17 protein-coding genes and 1 pseudogene are annotated in these 19,595 nt (G+C 65.2%); 12 read left to right on the forward strand and 6 right to left on the reverse strand.

Going from position 1 to position 19,595, the window contains the following annotated elements:
- The first annotated feature begins 544 nt into the window (after nt 1–544).
- Nucleotides 545–1,912 (forward strand): MFS transporter, encoded by a 1,368-nt coding sequence (locus RJ1_RS31540; protein ID WP_073366434.1) that lies wholly within the window; start codon nt 545–547, stop codon nt 1,910–1,912.
- Nucleotides 1,913–2,032: 120 nt separating this feature from the next.
- Here RJ1_RS31540 and RJ1_RS31545 read toward each other — a convergent pair whose 3' ends face one another.
- Both RJ1_RS31545 and RJ1_RS31550 read right to left on the reverse strand, forming a co-directional pair.
- Nucleotides 2,033–3,490 (reverse strand): MDR family MFS transporter, encoded by a 1,458-nt coding sequence (locus RJ1_RS31545; RefSeq protein WP_231914035.1) that lies wholly within the window; start codon nt 3,488–3,490, stop codon nt 2,033–2,035.
- Nucleotides 3,487–4,731: an acetyl-CoA hydrolase/transferase family protein gene (locus RJ1_RS31550; protein WP_073366435.1), complete on the reverse strand. Its 1,245-nt coding sequence runs from the start codon at nt 4,729–4,731 to the stop codon at nt 3,487–3,489. Before RJ1_RS31550 ends, RJ1_RS31545 begins: the two co-directional genes overlap by 4 nt.
- 195 nt (nt 4,732–4,926) lie before the next feature.
- On the opposite strand from RJ1_RS31550, the gene RJ1_RS31555 reads away from it, so the two are divergent.
- The 8 genes and pseudogenes from RJ1_RS31555 (at nt 4,927) to RJ1_RS31590 (ending at nt 13,220) form a co-directional block, all read left to right on the forward strand.
- Nucleotides 4,927–5,718, forward strand: coding sequence for an SDR family NAD(P)-dependent oxidoreductase (locus RJ1_RS31555; protein ID WP_061045688.1), 792 nt, complete (start codon nt 4,927–4,929; stop codon nt 5,716–5,718).
- Nucleotides 5,719–5,845: 127 nt separating this feature from the next.
- On the forward strand, nt 5,846–7,030 hold the full coding sequence (locus RJ1_RS31560) for a low temperature requirement protein A (protein ID WP_073366436.1): 1,185 nt from the start codon (nt 5,846–5,848) through the stop codon (nt 7,028–7,030).
- 323 nt (nt 7,031–7,353) lie between these two features.
- Nucleotides 7,354–8,823, forward strand: a complete 1,470-nt coding sequence (locus RJ1_RS31565) for an aldehyde dehydrogenase family protein (protein WP_231914034.1) — start codon at nt 7,354–7,356, stop codon at nt 8,821–8,823.
- 39 nt (nt 8,824–8,862) lie between these two features.
- Nucleotides 8,863–9,975 (forward strand): NDMA-dependent alcohol dehydrogenase, encoded by a 1,113-nt coding sequence (locus RJ1_RS31570; protein WP_073366437.1) that lies wholly within the window; start codon nt 8,863–8,865, stop codon nt 9,973–9,975.
- A gap of 56 nt (nt 9,976–10,031) precedes the next feature.
- On the forward strand, nt 10,032–10,565 hold the full coding sequence (locus RJ1_RS31575) for a cupin domain-containing protein (RefSeq protein ID WP_061045690.1): 534 nt from the start codon (nt 10,032–10,034) through the stop codon (nt 10,563–10,565).
- 54 nt (nt 10,566–10,619) lie between these two features.
- Nucleotides 10,620–11,990 (forward strand): MFS transporter, encoded by a 1,371-nt coding sequence (locus tag RJ1_RS31580; RefSeq protein ID WP_061045691.1) that lies wholly within the window; start codon nt 10,620–10,622, stop codon nt 11,988–11,990.
- Between the two features lie 78 nt (nt 11,991–12,068).
- A pseudogene (locus RJ1_RS31585) lies at nt 12,069–12,236 on the forward strand (SDR family oxidoreductase); the annotation flags it as partial.
- Between the two features lie 78 nt (nt 12,237–12,314).
- The gene (locus tag RJ1_RS31590; RefSeq protein ID WP_073366438.1) at nt 12,315–13,220 is read left to right on the forward strand and encodes an alpha/beta hydrolase family protein; all 906 of its coding nucleotides are present in this window, start codon (nt 12,315–12,317) and stop codon (nt 13,218–13,220) included.
- Between the two features lie 3 nt (nt 13,221–13,223).
- Here the strand turns inward: RJ1_RS31590 and RJ1_RS31595 are convergent, their stop codons facing one another.
- From RJ1_RS31595 to RJ1_RS31610, 4 genes are read right to left on the reverse strand one after another with little or no spacing between them, the layout of a single operon-like run.
- Complete coding sequence (locus RJ1_RS31595) at nt 13,224–14,099, reverse strand: LysR family transcriptional regulator (protein WP_061045693.1); 876 nt, start codon at nt 14,097–14,099, stop codon at nt 13,224–13,226.
- A 40-nt stretch (nt 14,100–14,139) separates the two neighbouring features.
- On the reverse strand, nt 14,140–14,883 hold the full coding sequence (fabG, locus tag RJ1_RS31600; protein WP_037229875.1) for a 3-oxoacyl-ACP reductase FabG: 744 nt from the start codon (nt 14,881–14,883) through the stop codon (nt 14,140–14,142).
- 14 nt (nt 14,884–14,897) lie between these two features.
- Nucleotides 14,898–16,088 (reverse strand): acyl-CoA dehydrogenase family protein, encoded by a 1,191-nt coding sequence (locus RJ1_RS31605; protein WP_073366439.1) that lies wholly within the window; start codon nt 16,086–16,088, stop codon nt 14,898–14,900.
- A 22-nt stretch (nt 16,089–16,110) separates the two neighbouring features.
- A complete protein-coding gene (locus RJ1_RS31610; protein WP_073366464.1) occupies nt 16,111–16,461 on the reverse strand; it encodes an AMP-binding enzyme in 351 nt (116 codons plus the stop codon).
- A gap of 230 nt (nt 16,462–16,691) precedes the next feature.
- Between RJ1_RS31610 and RJ1_RS31615 the strand changes: the two genes are divergently transcribed.
- Genes RJ1_RS31615 through RJ1_RS31625 form a run of 3 tightly spaced genes read left to right on the forward strand, consistent with a single transcriptional unit; the run spans nt 16,692 to nt 19,588 of the window.
- Nucleotides 16,692–17,861: an acyl-CoA dehydrogenase family protein gene (locus RJ1_RS31615; RefSeq protein WP_073366440.1), complete on the forward strand. Its 1,170-nt coding sequence runs from the start codon at nt 16,692–16,694 to the stop codon at nt 17,859–17,861.
- A gap of 4 nt (nt 17,862–17,865) precedes the next feature.
- The gene (locus RJ1_RS31620) at nt 17,866–19,089 is read left to right on the forward strand and encodes an acetyl-CoA C-acetyltransferase (RefSeq protein WP_073366441.1); all 1,224 of its coding nucleotides are present in this window, start codon (nt 17,866–17,868) and stop codon (nt 19,087–19,089) included.
- A gap of 46 nt (nt 19,090–19,135) precedes the next feature.
- Entirely contained in the window at nt 19,136–19,588 is a 453-nt protein-coding gene (locus RJ1_RS31625) for a MaoC family dehydratase (protein ID WP_073366442.1), read from the forward strand.
- Nucleotides 19,589–19,595 lie beyond the last annotated feature (7 nt).

Here is a 19,595-nt window from a genome sequence, read left to right on the forward strand (position 1 = left end):
CGCCGCCGTCCGGTACGAAGACATGCACGTCGACTACGCCCACATCAAAACCGCCCGCGAGATCCTCGCCTACGCCAAAAGTCTGAGCCGGGTGGCCGACTGATCCGAACCCGCACCCCCGATGCAGGGCATCGCTGACACCAGCGGATCGTCGCCCCGCCTGACTCGAGGGCGCTCGACCTCTCGGCTGGTCGCGACCGCCGACTGACCGTATCGGGCTTCACAGGGCCTCCGCATTGTTGCTGCGGGGGCCCTACAAGCCGTCACCGGGACAAGTCGACAGTAGGTTCGGCGGTATTCGAGCGGACGATCTCCGCTCCCACGTTTCGTGGCGACTATCTGGATTGTCTCCCCGCTCGAGGTCGGCACGGTGACTCGAGCCGGCGACCCGGCGTCGCCCAATTACTGTTTCGTGAACCATCTTTCAACTCATATGTGCGGATCGAGGTCATGTGCACCGGGTGCTCCGGCCTGCAGTTGACAGCATCATATATGACGCATAGTGTGCCAAATCACACGTTGTCTGGAAGAGAAGAGGCTCGACGTGACCCCTCCATCGAAAACCCCCACCGCCGGTGCTCCGCCAAGTCGGAGGTCGAAGTCCGTCGGCCCAGCCGTCGTGGTAGGTACCGCACTGGAATTCTTCGATTTCTATCTGTACGCATCAATGGCCGCCTTGGTGTTCGGCCCGATCTTCTTCCCGTCGGAGAACTCGGCGGTGAGCACGCTGGCCGCATTTTCCACGTTCGCGGTGGGATTCCTGGTACGCCCTCTCGGCGGTATCGTCTTCGGGATCCTCGGCGACAGGATCGGGCGCAAGGCGGTGCTGACATGCACCCTTCTGCTGATGGGTGTGGCAACCGGCTGCATCGGGCTGATCCCGTCGTACGAGACGATCGGGATCGCCGCACCCATCCTGCTGGTGGTGTTCCGCCTTCTCCAAGGATTCGGTGCGGGTGCCGAGTTCGGTAGTGCGGTCGCCATGTCCTACGAGCACGCTGCCAGCAAGTCGCGCGGCCGGCAGGGTGCATGGCCGGCCCTGGGAGTCAACATCGGTTTGCTGGCTTCATCTCTGGCGGTGACGGCCGTGACGAGCCTCAGCGACGACGCCCTCCACAGCTGGGGATGGCGGGTCCCGTTCCTGGTCAGCTTCGTCCTCGTCGGCCTGGGCTACTGGATGCGCCGGAGCCTGCCCGAGACCCCCGAGTTCGAGCAGATGGCCGCTGCGGCCCAGACCCGGAAGAAGGCGCAGCCGCTCCGCAATCTGCTGAAGAACCATTGGCGCGGGCTGACCGTCGTCGCAGTCTCCACTATCGGACTCAACAGCATCAGCTACATCTTCAAGACCTTCTCGCTGTCCTATCTCGCGGAATTCCGCGACGTCGCCGCGAACGTCGGAGCGTTCGGCATCAGCCTGGCCAGTGCCGTTGCGATCGTAGTAGTTCCCTTGGCCGGGCGGCTCTGCGATACCGCTGGGACTCGCCGGGTCATGTTGATAGGTGCCGGGGGTATCGCCGTCCTGGCGTTCCCGTTCTTCTGGCTCCTGGACACCGACCGGCCGATCTACATCTGGGCGGCACTGATCCTGACCGTCGGTATCGTCCAACCTACGCTACTGGCCGCCTCCGGATCTTTTCTGGCCCAGCAGTTCCCACCCGAGGTGCGTGTGTCGGGTCTGGGCGCCGGGAGGGAGGTCAGTGGAGCCTTCGCCGGCGGACTTGCCCCCCTCGCGGCGCTGACCATGGTCACCCTTTCGCCTACTCACTCCACCTGGGGGGTATCCGTGATCTTCATTGCCGGAGCACTTTTCATCGCGGGCTCCGCGCTCGGTGACCAGTACCGTGATGGCACCCTCCGCGTCGGTATCGATGATCTTCAGGCACGACAGGAAGCGACCGTTCGGAGCCAGTGACGTTGCCGTTCGGCGGTTACACCGCGAACGAAGACTGCGCCAACGGATTCCACCTCACACCCTGGACCCGATCGGGACCGGGGTGTGAGGTGGTAGGTCGACACCTGCGGATCGGTGTGCTCAGTCCACACGCGATACACCCGGTTGTTTCGTTCCTTGCCGTTGCGGTGTGACATGCATGTCTCGGGGCAGTATCGACACGGTGAGGATCAACCCGATCGCGGCGAGGAAGACACCGACGAAGACCGGGTGCAGCGCAGCGGCGAGCTGGGCGGGCGATGCCGGATCCCCGCCGGGTGCCGCGGCGAGAGCGCCGAATGCGGCCGCCCCCAGGGCTCCCCCGATCGAGCGGGCGAAGGCCGTACACGACGTGACGACGCCGCGCTCTTCCCATCCGACACTCGCCTGTGCGGCGATGATGGTGGGACTGGTGATGAAACCGAGTCCCGCGCCGACGACGAAACATGCTCCCGAAATCTGCCATCCAGCAGTGTTCACACCGATCAGAACGGTGAGACCGACTCCCACGATGGTGATCGCCGTCCCCGCGAACGCCGTGCGGCGGAAACCGAACCGCAGGTACAGCCGTCCGGACTGGCTCGATGCCAACGGCCACGCCAACGTCAGCGGTGCGAGGACGAACCCACCGGCGAGAGCCGTCATGCCGAGGACGTTCTGCGAGACCAACGGCACGTAGGAGACGAGGGCGGTGACGATGGCGCCGATGATCGCCGAGGTGAGGATCGTTCCCAGGAGGGTCCGCCGGCGGAGGATCCAGAGCGGCACGATCGGGTCGCGTACCCGCCATTCGACGACTCCGAACAGCAGGATGGAGACGGCTCCGGCCGTGACGATCAGAACCCAGGCCCTCGAACCCCACGCCCAGGTGTGACCGCCCTCCAGAAGCCCCAGAACCAGGAGCCCGGCACCGAGGGTCAGCAGTGCTGCCCCGACCACGTCGGGACGCCCGGGCCGTGACCTCTGCTCCACATTCGCCTCGGAGAAGTTGCGGATCAGCAGCAGCGCCGCCGTGGCGCAGATCGGCACGTTGACGAAGAAGATCCCTCGCCAGGAGCCGTACTCGGAGAACAGTCCCCCGACCGCGGGCCCGAGTACGGATGCGGCGGCCCACACACTGGTGATGTAGCCCTGTGCCCGTGGTCGCTCGCGCAGGGTGTAGATGTCGCCGGCGATCGTGAGGACGGTGGGTTGCACCGCGCCCGCGCCGAGGCCCTGCAGTGCGCGGAACGCGATCAGCGCGGTCATCGACTGAGCGAATCCGCACCCGATCGAACCGAGGAAGAAGACGCCGATCCCGACCAGCATGATCGGCTTGCGGCCGACGACGTCGGACAGTTTTCCGAAGATCGGCGTCGTGACGGCGTGGGCGAGCAGGTATGCGGAGAACAGCCAGGGAAACTGGTCGAATTCTCCGAGGTCCTCGACGATCACGGTCACTGCGGTCGCGACAATCGTCGTGTCCAGGGCGACGAGCGTGTTACCGAGCATCAACCCGGCGAGCACTCGCCGCCGGCGCGAACGTGGCTGTGCCTGCGGTTCACGTCCGGGTGGGGTCACCGTTCGGTTCGGTGTCCGCGATCCAGTGCGGCCCGCAGCCCGGCACGATGCGCCGGAGCCGCGACAGCGATGAGCCGCTCGGCCCGCTGGGCTGCCGTGGTCGCGCGCAGATCCGCGACGCCGTACTCCGTCGCGATGATGTCGACATCGCTCTGGAGCGATGTCGTCGGACCGTCGAGTCGTGCGACGAGGGAACTCTTGTCCCCCGCCGGATTGGTGGCCGGTAGAGCGATGACGGACAGGCCGGACTTTGCCATCCGGGTGGCGCGGAAGGAGTCGACCTGTCCGCCGACCGCGCCGACGTAGAGCCCGCCGAGAGACTCGGCATTCACCTGACCGAGAAGATCGACCTGCAGGGCGGAGTTGACGACAACGAACGGGTCGCACGACGCGAGTGCGGCCGGTGCCAGCAGTTCGTCCAGGTGCACGAAGTCGATCCCGGTGTTGCGATCGACGAAGTCGTACAGCCGTGGGCTGCCCAGCGCCATGCCTGTGACACACGATCCGTCGGCGTCGAGGTCGAGCGCACCGGAGGCGACGAGATCGAGAACCCAGTCGCCGATCAAGTTGGAGCGAACCCGCAGGTTCGAACGGTCCCGGATCACGTTGGCGATCTCGGCGGGAATTGCGCCGACACCGAGTTGCAGTGCCGCGCCGTCGGGAATCAGGGCCGCCACGTTCGTAGCGATGGTTCGGTCGAAGTCGGTGGCCGGCCTGGTCGGCGACCCGGGCATCGGGTTCTCCGACGAGACGGTCGCGGTGATCCGTGATTGATGGATACGACGAGAACTGTTGGTTCGTGGCATATTCGGGTTGATCTCTGCGAGTACCACTCGCGCCGAGTCCAGAGCATCGGTGAGGTAGCCGACAGTCCCGCCGAGACTGTGGAAGCCGTCGGCGTCCGCCGGCGGCAGCTGGATGAGAATGACATCTACGGTGAGTGTTCCGTCTCGGAGGTACCGGACCAAGCTGGACAGATGGCACGGCACGATCTGGAGTTGTCCGGTGGCCGCCAACTTCCGCAGGGATCCGTGCGCGGCGTAGGACATCACCGTGGGGTGGCCTTCGGGCACGGTGTGCCAAATGTCGTCGAGGGTGTATCCGCACAGGGCCGTGACGTCGTCGATGCCGCGGGCGGCGTCGAGGAAGTGTCCGACGAGGGTGCGTGGTTCCGCGGTCGCCTCTCCGATGGCGACGAGGTCGCCGGGTCGGAGGTGCTCGGAGATCGAGAATTCGGGCATGTTTCTGCTCATCCTTGTCTGGACGTTTCTTCACGATAGTCGGGGATCGGAGGCTCGGGGGATTCGAAGGCGCCTTCCTCAGGGTTCGCATCATATATGATCGTGTCACGAATTTCTTCGCATCATATATTATTCGTGTTAGGGTCGAGTGAGTTTCGCAGGCTGCGATGCACAGGACGAGCGAGAGGTAGTGGGATGAGTGCCGGTTCAGAATCCGACATGAGTGGAAAGATCGCGCTGATCACCGGAGCCACGAGCGGGGTCGGGCTGGAGACCGCCGTGCGACTGGCCACACGCGGGGCGACGGTCGTGGTGAACGGCCGGTCCGCCGAGCGCGGCAAGGATGCGATGGACCGGTTGCGCGAGGTTTCGGACAACGTGCGGTTCGAAGCAGGTGATTGTTGCGACTACGACAGCATCGCCGCAGTGGCAGGCCGTGTCGTGCGCGAGTTCGATGCCATCGACATCGTGATCAGCGCCGGGGCGCAAGGAGAGTTCGGGCCCACGCCCTTCGCGGAGATGACGGGCGAACAGATCCAGCGTGCCTTCGTGTCGCGATTCTTCCCGCGAATCTATCCCGTTCATGCAGCACTGCCCGGCCTGCGGGTGCGCGGCGGCGCGGCCGTCATGTTGACAACGGATGCCGCCCGGACCCCCACCTCCGGCGAATCCGTCATGGGCGCCGCCGGTGCGGGTGTCATTCTCATGACGAAGACACTCGCGAAAGAGTTGTCACGCTGGCGCATTCGTGTCAATGGTGTTGCTATGACCATCACGTCGGGTACCCCGTCCTGGGATCGAATCTTCGCCACCGAAAGCTTCCAGCAGAAGCTCTTCGACAAGGCGCTGCAGCGGTTCCCCGCCGGCCGTCCTCCCGCGGTCGAGGAAGTGGCCGATGCGGTGACGTTCCTTGCCTCCGATGCGGCCGGACAGATCACGGGTCAGACGCTGAGCGTGAACGGGGGGCTCTCCTTCGGCGGTTGGTGAGCGGGGAGGTCTCCTGGAGAGCCGCACCCGCTTCCCGTCGGCGGCCGTCCTGGTCCGCCGGGCTGTCGCCCTCGAATATGCTGCAGGAAGACCCGACATGCGCGACCGGCACAGCGGGAGGGTAAAGATGAGCACACCCGGGAAGCGATCCCTGCAGCGAGATCCGAACGACCGGAACGTCAGACCTCTCGAACTCTTCTTCGACCTGGTCTACGTCTTCGCAATCGGACAGTTGACGCACCACCTCCTCGCCCATCTCACCTGGACGGGCCTGGTGGAAACCCTGGTGCTGTACTTCGCGGTATTCCTGGCGTGGGCATACACGTCGTGGGCGGGAACTCTCACCGACCCCGACACGTCGTCCGTCCGGATGATGCTGCTGGTGATCATGTTGCTCGGGTTGTTCATGAACGTCGCGATCCCGGAGGCGTTCGGCGAGGCCGGGTGGCTGTTCGTCGCGGCATACCTCACCATCCAGATGGGGCGGACGCTCTGGCTGCTGACCACCGGCCTGGACGAGGTCATGCGTCGGCACTTTCAACGTGCGTTGGTGTGGCTGGTGGCGACCGCCCCCTTGTGGGTCGCGGGTGCGGTGGTCGAGGGTCCGTTGCGCCTGGTGCTGTGGGGTGTGGCGACAGTGGTCGACCTGGTGGGTCTGCTGTCCGCACATCCATTCCCCGGCAAACGATTTCATTCCGAGCGGCTCGACTTCGCGGCCGAGCACCATTTCGAACGGTCTCGGCTGTTCTTCATGATCGCGCTGGGGGAAACTGTGCTGACGACGGGCGCTGCCGTCGCGGGTGCGCCGCTGGTCCCGATGACGCTGTTCACGGGGGCGGTGGCGTTGATCGGCACCATCGCGCTGTGGTGGGTGTACTTCCGTCGTTCCGAACGTGTCGCGGTGCGCCAGGCGGTTGCCGACCGCGATCCGGTCAAAATCAGTCGCTACGCCACCAACACCCTGTTGGTGATGGTCGCCGGCCTGCTCGCGATCGCGGTCGGGGACGAGTTGGTGATCGCACATCCCACCGGACATGCCGACGCCACGACGAATGCGCTGCTGTTCGGAGGCCCGTTCCTCTTCTTCGCCGCGCAGTCCTGGTACATGCGGGTGGTGATGGGCGACGTGCCGCTCTCGCGACCGGTAGCCCTTGTGGTGTTGGTCGCGCTGGCGGTCGCGACGCTTCCGGCTCCGCTCTACGTCGCGGGATGCGCCGCGTTGGCGGTGGTGCTCGGGGTGGCGATCGCCGACGGAAGGCGTGCTGCGGCCGAGGAGGCGAGCGCGGAGTCCCCCTTCGGCGCCGGGGAGTGATCGGACCCGTACCGTCGGCCTCGCGTGAGCGCCTCCCGCTCGCGGAACACGACGTGGTGGTCTATGTCGTCTTCGGGTTTTTCCACTCAATTTTTGGTTAATCCCATTGTTGCAGTTGACATGTCGCGAGTAGTCGCGGTGTTCAGTCGGCCGACGAACAGGGCGTGAACGGGACAACTCTGTGACGGTTGACACACCACTCGCTACTTGTTAGCGTCGACACATCATATTTGATCCATGATGCGGTATTGCTCCGAGAATCACTCGTCGAGCCGCTATCGAGGTCGGAGGCACCTCCATTGACATCAAAAACATCACGCCCGGTGCACCCAGGCGACGCCGACTCCATGCTGGCCCGCGGTGAATGGCTGCCGTGGATTGACGGCATCGCAAGCGGCAGGGAGGGGCGAAAACTCCTCCCGGTGCTGGATCCGGCGACAGACCGTGAGCTCGGAACGGTTCATCTCGCGGACGAGGAAGACGTAGACGCCGCCGTCGACGCCGCGAACCGTGCGTTCGACACCTGGAGCGAGACCGCCGGTCGTGAACGTACCCGCCTGCTGTGGGCGTGGGCCGACCTGATCGAGCGCCACGCCTACGAACTCGCGGCACTCGACGTGCTCGAGAACGGAATGCCGGCGCGACAATCGCTCGCCTACGTTCTCTGGGCCGCCGACACGATTCGTGAAACATCCGGTTGGGCTTCCAAACTCACCGGTCTGACCAGTGATCAAGGGCCGGGCCTCTTCGCGCATACGCTACGGGTCCCTGTGGGTGTGGTCGGCGCCATCTGCCCGTGGAACGCGCCCGCCGCCAGTTTCCTGCGCCAGATCGCTCCCGCCCTCACCGCCGGCTGCACGGTTGTCGGGAAACCCTCCGAACTGACCCCCTTCACGGCCCTGCGCGTCGCGGAACTCGCCGCAGAGGCCGGCATCCCACGGGGCGTCCTCAACATCGTTCCCGGTGTCGGCTCCGTGGCCGGCGAGCATCTCGCCCGCCATCACGGCATCGCCCGCATCAACTTCACCGGTTCCACTGGCACCGGGCGCCGCATCGTCGAGGCCTCGGCCACGAACATGAAACGGATGACGCTGGAACTGGGAGGCAAGTCCCCCGACATCATCTTCGACGACGCGGACCTGTCGGCCGCGATTCCGGGTGCGGCGGCCGGCATCTTCACCAACGCCGGGCAGGTGTGCGTCGCCGGCTCGCGCTTGTTCGTCCAGGCCGGATGCTATGACGAGGTGGTAGCAGGGCTGCAGCAGGAGGCGCGCCGCCTCACCGTCGGACCCGGGTTCGAGCCGACCAGTGACATCGGCCCCCTGATCTCGACCAGTCAACGCCTGCGGGTCCAGGGACATGTCGACGGAGCCGTCGAGGATGGCGCCACCGTCGTGCTCGGCGGCGCGTCGGTCGACGCTGCCTGGAACGTCAACCGCAACTTCTACCAGCCGACGATCATCGCCGACGTCACGCAGGACATGCGCATCGCACGCGAGGAGGTCTTCGGACCCGTGGTGAATGTCGTGCGTTTCCGGGACGAAGGGGAGGCGCTCGCGCTCGCCAACGGCACCGACTTCGGCCTGGCCGGTGGGTTGTGGACGCAGAACCTCAGCCGTGCACACCGTTTCACCCGCCGTATCCGTTCCGGAATGTTGTGGGTCAACTGCTACGGCGCATGGGCCACCTCACTCCCACACGCGGGGCAGAAGCAGAGCGGGTACGGCGCCAAGTACGGATTCCAGGCTGTTGCCGAACACACCGAAGAACGAACTGTCCTGATGAAGCTCTGAAACCCTCCTTCCACTCGACCTTTCGATACGGAGATATCCATGAAGACCAAAGCCGCAGTGCTACTGGAAAACAGCACCGAGTTCGAGATCCGCGAACTCGACATCGACGAACCCGGAGTCGGAGAGGTGCAGATCAAATTCGTCGCCTCCGGACTCTGCCACTCCGACCTACATCTGCTCGACGGCGACCTCACGCCCAGATATCCGATCGTTGCAGGTCATGAAGGTTCGGGCATCATCGAAAAGGTCGGCCCCGGGGTGACCAAGGTCGCGCCCGGCGACCACGTCGTCTGTAGCTTCATCCCGTCCTGCGGAACCTGTCGCTACTGCTCCACCGGCCGACAGAGCCTCTGCGACCTCGGCGCCAACGCCGTCCTCGGCACCTTCCCCGACGGCGGCACCCGCTACCACGGAGACGGCCTCGACTTCGGCAGCCTCTGCATGCTCGGAACCTTCTCCGAACGCGCGACGCTGTCACAGCACTCCGTCGTCAAGGTCGACGACTGGCTGCCGCTCGAGACAGCAGTCCTGGTCGGATGCGGTGTGCCGACCGGTTGGGGCACCGCCGTATACGCGGGCGGCGTGCGTGTCGGCGACACCACGGTCATCTACGGAATCGGCGGAATCGGCATCAACGCCGTCCAGGGCGCGGTCAGTGCCGGCGCGAAGTACGTGGTCGCCGTCGACCCGGTGGCGTTCAAGCGCGAGACCGCCCTGAAGTTCGGCGCCACCCACGCCTTCGCATCGGCGGCCGACGCCGCCGAGAAGATCAACGAGATCACCTGGGGACACGGCGCCGATCAGGCTCTGGTCACCGTGGGTGTCGTCGACGAAGAGGTCGTGCAGAACGCGTTCGACGCCGTCGGCAGGGGCGGCGTCGTCGTCGTCACCGGTCTCGCCGCACCGGAAAAGCTCACCATTCACGTGTCGGGTGCCGTGCTGACCAAGTTCGAAAAGACCATCAAGGGAACGATGTTCGGGTCCGGAAACCCGCACTACGACATCGTTCGGCTGCTCCGCCTCTACGACAAGGGCGACCTGAAACTCGACGAACTCGCCACCAAGACCTATCGCCTCGAAGACATCAACCAAGGATTCCGGGACCTGAAGGACGGCAATCTGATTCGCGGCGTGATACTCCACGACCAATAGCTTTCGACGAACGACCGAAAAGATCTCCAACCACATTTCGAGAAAAGGAACCCCCCATGCCTTCTGATCACAAGCAATTCCAGGCGCGTCGCGTCGTGTCCGGTGTCAACGGCGAAGGAAAGTCCACGATCGTCCTCGACGAGAACACCACCACCCGTGCCGTCACCGACGGATTCACCGTCGCCGACGTCTGGCAGGCCGACACCATTCCGGCGTCGGTAGATGCGAAGGACACTCTGGACGGCACCGTCGCTCTCGCACCTCCGGCCGAGGGTGTCGTCGTGCGGTTCGCGACGTTCCCGCCGGACAGCGAATGGGATGCGGCCGCGGGCTACGAAAGCGCCCTCGGCGACCTGCAAGCCGGGGACGCCTACACCGCAGACGACGCCATCAGCGGACTGCACGTCACCGAGACCATCGACATCGTCACCATCGTGTCCGGCGAGCTGTACGCCGTCCTCGAGGATTCCGAGACACTGCTGCGACCCGGCGACACTTTCGTCCAGCGCGGCACCAAGCACACGTGGAGCAACCGAAGCGACCGTTCCGCCACGTTCGTCGCCACCATGATTCCCGCGACTCGCGATTGATATCCGCCGCCGGCACCCGTGACACCAAACATCGACACGACAAAAGGGAAGACCATGACGACATTCCATGACGGCGAGAGTGGGATCGGCGCTGTTGGCGGCAGTGTGAGCGGCACTCGCCGGAGTCCGGGTGTCATCGTGGCGCTCTGCTTTGCCGCGCTGATTTGTGACGGATACGACCTGGTCGTCTACGGCGCCACGGTGCCGTCGTTGCTGGCGTACGAACCGTGGGGTCTGACCGCGATGGAGGCCGGTGCCATCGGCAGCTTCACCCTCGTGGGGATGCTCGTCGGGGCGCTCGCGTCGGGTGCGGTCTCGGGGCGATTCGGGCCGAGACGGCTCTTTCTCGGGTCGATGGTCTGGTTTGCGACCGCGATGGGATTGTGCGCGGTGGCGCCGAACGCCGAGGTCTTCGGCATGCTCCGATTTGTCGGGGGTCTCGGTCTGGGCGGATTCGTCCCGGTGTCCGTTGCACTGATCATCGAGTTCTCACCCGGCGGTCGGCGCCAGCTCAACAATGCGCTGTCCTGTTGCGGGTACTGCATCGGCGGCATCGCCGCTGCGGTCGCGGGGATCGTCCTACTGCCCGACCTCGGGTTCCGATGGATGTATGCCCTCTGCCTCGTGCCGCTCTTCACGGTGTTCCCGCTGGCACTGCGGTACCTGCCGGAATCGCCGTCGTACCTCGCGAGCCGCGGGAGGGAGGGCGCCGCCGATGCGATCGCCCGCGACTTCGGTGTCGAGCGGACCGGCCCGGCGTCGAGCGAATCGTCAGGGGCCGCTCCCTCGTCGATGCGCGAACTCCTGAAACCGGCGCACCGGCGCACAACTGCACTGTTCACAGTCGCGGCTTTCTGCGGGCTGCTCATGACCTACGGGATCAGCACATGGCTGCCCCACATCATGAGGCAGGCCGGGTACTCCCTCGGGAGTTCGCTGACGTTCCTTCTCGTACTCAACGCGGGCGCCATGGTTGGGGTGCTCATCGCCTCGACACTGGCCGATCGACTGGGCTCGCGGAAAGTCACCGCAACTGTGTTGCTTCTGGCCGCGGTGTCGATCCTGATGCTCAGCCTCCGGATGCCTCTACCGATGCTGTACATCTTCGTGGCGGTCGCCGGTCTGGGCACCATCGGCACCCAGATCCTGATCATGGGGTACGTCGGCACAGTATTCGGAGGAACGATGAGGGCCCCCGCGGTGGGATTGACCGTCGGGATCGGCCGCGCGGGAGCCGTGATCGGACCCATCATCGGCGGGTGGATCGCGGCGTCCACGCTCGGCTACCAATGGAACTTCTACGCGTTCGCGGTCTTCGCAGTCGTCGGGATGGCGGCGATCCTGATGATTTCGGTCGGATCCTCGTCTCGTGCCGACTGTCCAGACGTCGCGGAACGGGTGGATTCGGCGCTGGTGCCGGACTGAGCGTGACTGCGTCCAGAGCTCTGGACACTCGTTGACCGATGCAGAATCATGGACGGCGTAGCTGGGCAGCGAGGTAGGCCGTCAGTGGAGGATGCCCGGGCAGGATGTGCGGACCAGAATCTGATACCCGTTTCGTGGGTGGAACTCGAAGACGTATCGAACGCGCTGCTCTTCCTGGCATCGGACGAGGCGCGATACATCACCGGCGCCGCATTGCCCGTCGACGCGGGATCGATGCAGAAATGAAGAAATGAAATTGGACACCCGAGGCCGTTTCGGAACGCGACAGCGACCGTCCGGCAACATGTTAGGAGTGAACATCCCATGACCGAGGATGCGAAGACGAACGAAGTGATCGACGGCTTGGCCGACTTTTTCGCCACGTCGTACCGAACACCGGTATTCCGACGTCCCGATGAGGTGGGACTCGCCTACGAAGACGTCTACTTCCCGTCACTGGACGGTGTTCCGCTCGAGGGCTGGTTCATCGCAGCCGACTCCGACCGCCTGGTGATCTGCAATCACTTCATGCCGGGAAATCGTTACGGCTACCCCGGACACCTGGAGCCCTGGAAGAGCTTCGGCGGATTCGAGGTCAGCTTCCTGCCCCAGTACAAGGCTTTGCACGACGCCGGGTACAACGTACTTGCGTACGATCTGCGCAATCACGGACTGAGCGGCTCGGGCAACGGTGGGACCGTCGGGATCGGTCTGCTGGAATATCGCGACGTCATAGGCTCGCTGCGATATGCCAAGTCTCGGGAAGACACCGCGAAGATGAAGACGTCGCTACTCAGCGTGTGTCTCGGATGCGACTCCACGATTGTCGCGATCGACAAGCACCCCGAGGAGTTCGGTCACGTCAAGTCGCTGATCGCGCTGCAGCCGGTATCTGCTCGGCCGTTCATCGAGCGGGCGTCCGAGGACGCCGGAATCGAAGACGGGCCGGACCTGTTCGACGCGGCGATCCACAAGCGGACAGGGTTTCATATCGACGAACTGTCGCCGATCGAGCACGCCAAATCCGTGCAACTACCCACTCTCGTGGTGCAGGTGCACGACGACTCGCTGACGAAGCCGTCGGACGTGCAGACGATCTACGACAACATCGCTGCCGAGGACAAGAAACTCTTCTGGATCGAGGGAACGACGGAACGGTTCCGCGGATACAACTACTTCGGCGAACATCCGGACCTCATGCTGGAATGGTTCGACTCGCACATCGATTAGTCGTCACCGAGTTGCGGTGAGTGTCTCGAGGAATGCTCGCCCCGCCGGCGACAATCGGGCGTCGTCGTAGATCACGCCGTACTCCACGGTGATCGGTGGATCGAGCGGTGAGATCCGCGCCCCGCCGCCCGCGGCCCGCTCGGCGAGGGTGCGCTCGAGGAACGACATGCCGACACCCTCGACCACGAACGAGCCCACCGCTTCCCGCTGCTCGACGACGGCGGAGATGACGGTGCGGCTCCCGGACGCCTGCAGGGCCTTCTCGATGACCGTACGCGACGACGACTCCTTGGGCAGACCCACCACGGGCAGGTCAGGAAGGTCGTTCAGCGGGAACGGATTCCGCCAGGTGACGTCGGCATCCGGCGGAACGGCCAGCCAGTATTCGTGGCGACCGACTGCCCGTGTCGTCAATCCGGGTGCGACGACCGGGAAATGGCTGAAAACGATCTCGCAGTGCCCGTCCCGGATGAGGGATGTGACGACGTCGGACGTACGCAGGTCGGCGATGCGCACGATCACGCCGGGATTCTGTTTGCGAAACGCGCCGATGAGCTCGGTGACCTGGCCTTCCGCGACCTGCGCGGACGCGCAGATGTCGAGACGTCCGCGCGGCAGCCCGGAGATGTCGACGAACGAGCCCTCGGCGGCCACGAGGTCTCGCACGATCTGCCGGGCCGGTCCGACGAATGCCTTGCCTGCGGCGCTGAGCACCAGGCCGCGTCCCACGCGATGGAACAGTTCGACACCGAGATCGCGCTCGAGATTGCGCAGCCCCTTCGACAACGACGGCTTGGTGACGCCCAGGGCCTCGGCCGCGAGCGCAAGGCCGTCGTTGTCGACGGTGGCGAGAAAGTACTCGACGTGTCGCGACTCCACCAGTGCAGACTACTGCGTGCGACTGTTGGTCCGCCGGTTGTCAGATGTGACGTCCGCCGGTGACTTCGAGAACGGTGCCGGTCATGTAGCTGGACAGATCGGACGCGAGGAACAGCGCAACGTTGGCGATCTCCTCGGGCTCGGCACCGCGGCCCATCGGGACCTCCTTGAGTTTCGCCTCGATGATGTCGGCGCGCAGGGCGCGGATCATGTCGGTGTTCACCACACCGGGCTGGATCGCGTTGACCCGGACCCCGAGGTGGGCGACCTCCTTCGCGGCCGCCTTGGTCAGGCCCACCATTCCGGCCTTCGCGGCGCTGTAGTTGGTCTGCCCGACCATGCCGACCTTGCCGGAGATCGACGAGATGTTCACGATCGAGCCCTTGCCGGCCTCCCGCATCGCGATCGACGCGATCTGGGTGCCCAGCCACGCGCCCTGCAGGTGCACGTCGATGACGGAGCGGAAGTCGGCTAGCGACATCTTGCGCAGCGTCGCGTCGCGGGTGATGCCGGCGTTGTTGACCCACACGTCCATCGCACCGAACGCGTCGAGCGCCGTCTTTCCCAGGTTCTGCATCTGATCCGGATCCGTCACGTCACAGGCCACGGCGACGGCCTGGAAGCCGTCGGCCTCCAGCTTTCCGGCGGCAGCCTTGACGTTCTCGGCGTGCATGTCGCCGAGGACGACCGACGCACCCTCACTCGCGAACTTCCGGGCCATCTCGAAACCGATGCCCTGGGCGGCGCCCGTGACGACGGCGACCCGTCCCTCGAGAAGTGTCATTGATTCTTCCTTCCTCAGTTGTACGAACGCAGCAGCCCGCGGCTGATGATTTGCTTCTGAATGTCGCTGGTGCCCTCACCGATGAGGAGGAACGGTGCCTCCCGCATGAGACGTTCGATCTCGTATTCCTTGGAATAGCCGTAGCCGCCGTGGATCCGGAAGCTGTCCTGCGTCACTTCCGAGCAGAATTCGCTCGCCAGGTACTTGGCCATCCCGGCCGCGACGTCGTTGCGCTCCCCGGAGTCCTTGAGCCGCGCCGCATTCACCATCATCAGGTGCGCCGCCTCGACCTTGGTCGCCATCTCCGCGATCCGGAACGCGATCGCCTGGTGTTCGGCGATCGGTGATCCGAACGTCTCGCGCGCCTTCGCATACTTCACGCCGAGTTCGAACGCGCGCTGGGCGATCCCGCAGGCTCGCGCTGCGACGTTGACGCGGCCGACCTCGACGCCGTCCATCATTTGCCGGAAACCGCGGCCCGGGGCGCCGCCGAGGATCGTGTCTGCCGCGGCCTGGTAGCCGCTGAACACCATCTCGGTGGTGTCGATGCCCTTGTAGCCCATCTTCTCGAGCTTCCCGGGGATCGTGAGCCCGGGAAGAACCTCGCCGAACCCGGCGGGCTTCTCGATGAGGAAAGCGGTGAGGTTGTCGTGGGGTTTCGCCGCACCTTCCTCGGTGCGGACCAGGACGGCCACCAACGTCGACGACCCGCCGTTGGTGAGCCACATCTTCTGGCCGTCGATCACGTAGTTGCCGTCCGCGTCCCGGACGGCCTTGGTTCGGATGGCCGCGACGTCGGATCCCAGCCCGGGCTCGGACATCGAGAACGCCCCGCGCACTTCACCCGTTGCCATGCGCGGCAGGTAATGCGCTTTCTGCTCGGGCGTGCCGTGATGCGCGATCATGTGCGCCACGATGAAATGGGTGTTGATCACCCCGGACACACTCATCCAGCCCCGCGCGAGCTCCTCGACGCACAGCGCGTAGGTGAGGAGGGATTCCCCGATTCCGCCGAACTCCTCGGGGATCGTGAGCCCGAACAGGCCCATTTCCTTCATCTGCTCGACGATGGCCGTCGGGTAGGTGTCGGAATGTTCGAGCTCCTGCGCCTGCGGAATGACGGCCTTGTCCACGAACTCTCGTACCGCCGAGACGATCTCGCTCTGCGTGTCCGTGAGTCCGGCGGTCTGCGCCAGTCGTGTCATCGTTCCACCTGTCCCATGTCCATCATTTCTCCGTACTCTGCTCGGGGTGCGCGTCGTTCAGACGGTCGCGCAAAGCGGACCGCAGGACCGCGCCCCGCGGGGACAGTGGCAACTCGTCGACGAAGACCACTTCGCGCACCTTCTTGTACGGCGGCACCGTGGCCGCCACGAATTCGATCAAGTCCTCGGCGTCGACCTGCGCTGCCGTGTCTGCCACCACGAAAGCGACCGGCATCTCGCCGACCCCGGGAACGGAGCGGCCGACCACCACGACGTCGAGAACCCCGCGCCGTGACAGCATCAGCTGTTCGAGTTCGTGGGGATCGACGGTGTAGCCCTTGTAGAGAAGCGCGTCCTCGGGTCTGCCAACCATGTCGAATACCGAGTTCCATCTCGCCGGAAATTTCATTGTTCGCGAATATGCCCGAACAATTCCTCCGGACACTGACACCTATTGAAGTGCCTCGGTCCGCCGTGGTCAAAGACGCTGAGGGAAACCGACAGTTGCCCTCTTCCTATGGGTCATAAATGCCGTCTGTGCTGCGAGTTCTGGGTTGCGCCGCTCGCTTGACAGCGAGGCCGGGTTGCTGGATATTCACCTTCATGGCTGAACGTGAAGTGAGTGACGAAGACTTCAAGGACATTCTCGCGCAGACGAGAATCTTTATTCAGAAGGAAGTAATTCCCAGGGAAAACGAAATCGCGGAAAAGGATCTGATTCCGGACGACATTCGCCGCAAGGCGGCCGAGATGGGTCTGTTCGGGTACGCCATCCCGCAGCAGTGGGGCGGGCTCGGGCTCGACCTCACCCAGGACGTGGAACTGGCGATGGAGTTCGGCTACACGAGCCTCGCGCTGCGGTCGATGTTCGGCACCAACAACGGGATCGCCGGCCAGGTGCTGGTGAATTTCGGTACGGACGAACAGAAGTCGGAGTGGCTCGAGCGCATCGCGTCCGGTGACGTGGTCGCGTCGTTCGCGTTGACCGAGCCGGAGGCCGGGTCGAACCCGGCGGGCCTGACCACCCGCGCCGTCCTGAAGGACGGTAAGTGGACGATCAACGGCACCAAGCGGTTCATCACCAACGCGCCGTTGGCCGATCTGTTCGTGGTTTTCGCCCGCACCCGTCCCGCCGACGAGACCGGCACCGGCATCGCAGTCTTCCTCGTCCCCGCCGACACCACGGGTGTCGTGGTCGGGCCGAAGGACAAGAAGATGGGCCAGGAAGGCGCCTGGACGGCGGAGGTTGCGTTCGACGACGTCGTCGTCCCCGAGTCGGCCCTGGTCGGCGGCAGTGAGGAGGCCGGCTACCGCGCCGCCATGACGTCGCTCGCCCGTGGGCGCGTCCACATCGCCGCACTTGCGGTCGGCAGCGCCCAGCGCGCACTCGACGAGTCCGTCGCCTACGCCGCGGTCACGAAGCAGGGCGGCACCCCGATCGGTGACTTCCAACTGGTGCAGGCCATGCTCGCCGACCAGCAGGTCGGTGTCTCCGCAGGCCGTGCGCTGGTGCGGGACGCGGCGCAGAAGTACGTCAGCGGTGAGGACCGCCGGATCGCCCCGTCCGTGGCAAAGCTGTACTGCACGGAGATGGCCGGCAAGGTTGCCGACCTCGCGGTGCAGGTCCACGGCGGCACCGGATACATGAGAGACGTTCCGGTGGAACGGATCTACCGCGAGGTCCGACTCCTGCGCCTGTACGAGGGCACCAGCGAGATCCAGCGTCTGATCATCGGCGGCGGCCTCGTCCGCGAAGCGAAGAAAGCACTCTGAGCCCATGTACGAAGCAGTGATCTGTGAACCCGTCCGCACCCCCGTCGGGGGATTCGGCGGCATGTACCGCGACATCCCCGTCACCACCCTCGCATCGACGGTGTTGAAGGGCCTCATCGAACGGACATCGCTCGCGTCCGACGACATCGACGACGTCATCTTCGGTCAGGGCTACGCCAACGGCGAGGCTGCGGCCATCGGCCGGATCGCTGCGCTCGACGCCGGCCTCGACGTCACCGTGCCCGGCATCCAGCTCGACCGCCGCTGCGGCTCCGGTCTGCAGGCAGTGATCTACGCGGCCATGCAGGTGCAGACCGGGATGAGCGATCTGGTGATCGCTGGCGGCGCCGAGTCGATGAGCCAGACCGAGTTCTACAGCACGGGAATGCGCTGGGGCGTCAAGGGTGCGTCGGTAGAGTTCCACGACCGGTTGGCCAAGCCCCGCACCAACTCCGGCGGCGTGAACTTCCCCGTCGAGGGCGGCATGATCGAAACCGCGGAGAACCTCCGGCGCGAGTACTCGATCAGCCGCGAGGAGCAGGACGCGTACGCCGCCGAATCCCACGCGCGCGCTGTCCGGGCGCAGGACGGCGGACTGTTCGACGCCGAGACGATCCCGGTGACGGTGCCGGGCAAGCGCGGCAAGGACCCCGTCGTCCACACCACCGACGAGCACCCGCGCCGCGACGTCACGGCCGAGTCGTTGTCGGCGCTGCGGCCCATCCGGTCGCGGGTCGACCCGGAGGCCACCGTCACCGCGGGCAACGCGTGCGGTCAGAACGACGCCGCCGCAGCCGCGATCGTCACCACCCCCGAGAACGCGGAACGTCTGGGCCTGCGCCCGTTCGCCCGGCTCGTGAGCTGGGGTGTCGCCGGAGTGGAGCCGAACCGGATGGGCATCGGCCCGGTCCCGGCCGTCGACAAGGCCCTCACCCGGGCGAAGCTCACCCTCAACGACATCGACCTCCTCGAGATCAACGAGGCGTTCGCAGCGCAGGTACTGGCGTGCGCGCGGGAGTGGAAGTTCGACGGGTCCGACATGCGAGACCGGTTCAACGTCAACGGATCCGGAATCTCCCTCGGCCACCCCGTCGGCGCCACCGGCGGTCGCATCCTGGCCAATCTGCTCCGCGAACTGGATCGTCGCCAGGCCCGCTACGGCATCGAGACGATGTGCATCGGCGGCGGTCAGGGCATCGCGGCCGTGTTCGAGAACGTCAACATCTAGCCGTTTCCCCTTCCGCCCGGTACCGGGCCGACCCGAAAAGAGTGTCATGCGTGTATTCCAGGGAATCGACGACGTCGAATCCGCAGTCGGCGAACATCTCGGCCACAGCGACTGGCTCGAGATCACGCAGGAACGCGTGAACGTGTTCGCCGACGCCACCGGTGACCACCAGTGGATCCACGTCGATCCCGAGCGTGCCGCCGAGGGCCCGTTCGGCGCCGCCATTGCCCACGGCTACCTCACGCTGTCACTGCTGCCGAAGCTCGGCGCCGACCTCATGCGCGTCGACGGCGTGAAGCTGGTGATCAACTACGGTCTCAACAAGGTTCGCTTCCCTCAGCCGGTGAAGGTCGGGGCGAAGGTGCGGGCCGGGGGCGAGATCGTGTCGGTCGAGCAGACGAAGCAGGGCGCACAAGTGGTCGTCAAGTACACCATCGAGATCCAGGGTGAGGGCAAGCCGGCGTGTGTCGCCGAGACTGTCCGCGTCCTGGTTCCCTGAGACACGA

Origin of the sequence: Rhodococcus jostii NBRC 16295, from assembly GCF_001894825.1 — a bacterium.
Taxonomy (GTDB): Bacteria; Actinomycetota; Actinomycetes; order Mycobacteriales; family Mycobacteriaceae; genus Rhodococcus_F; species Rhodococcus_F jostii.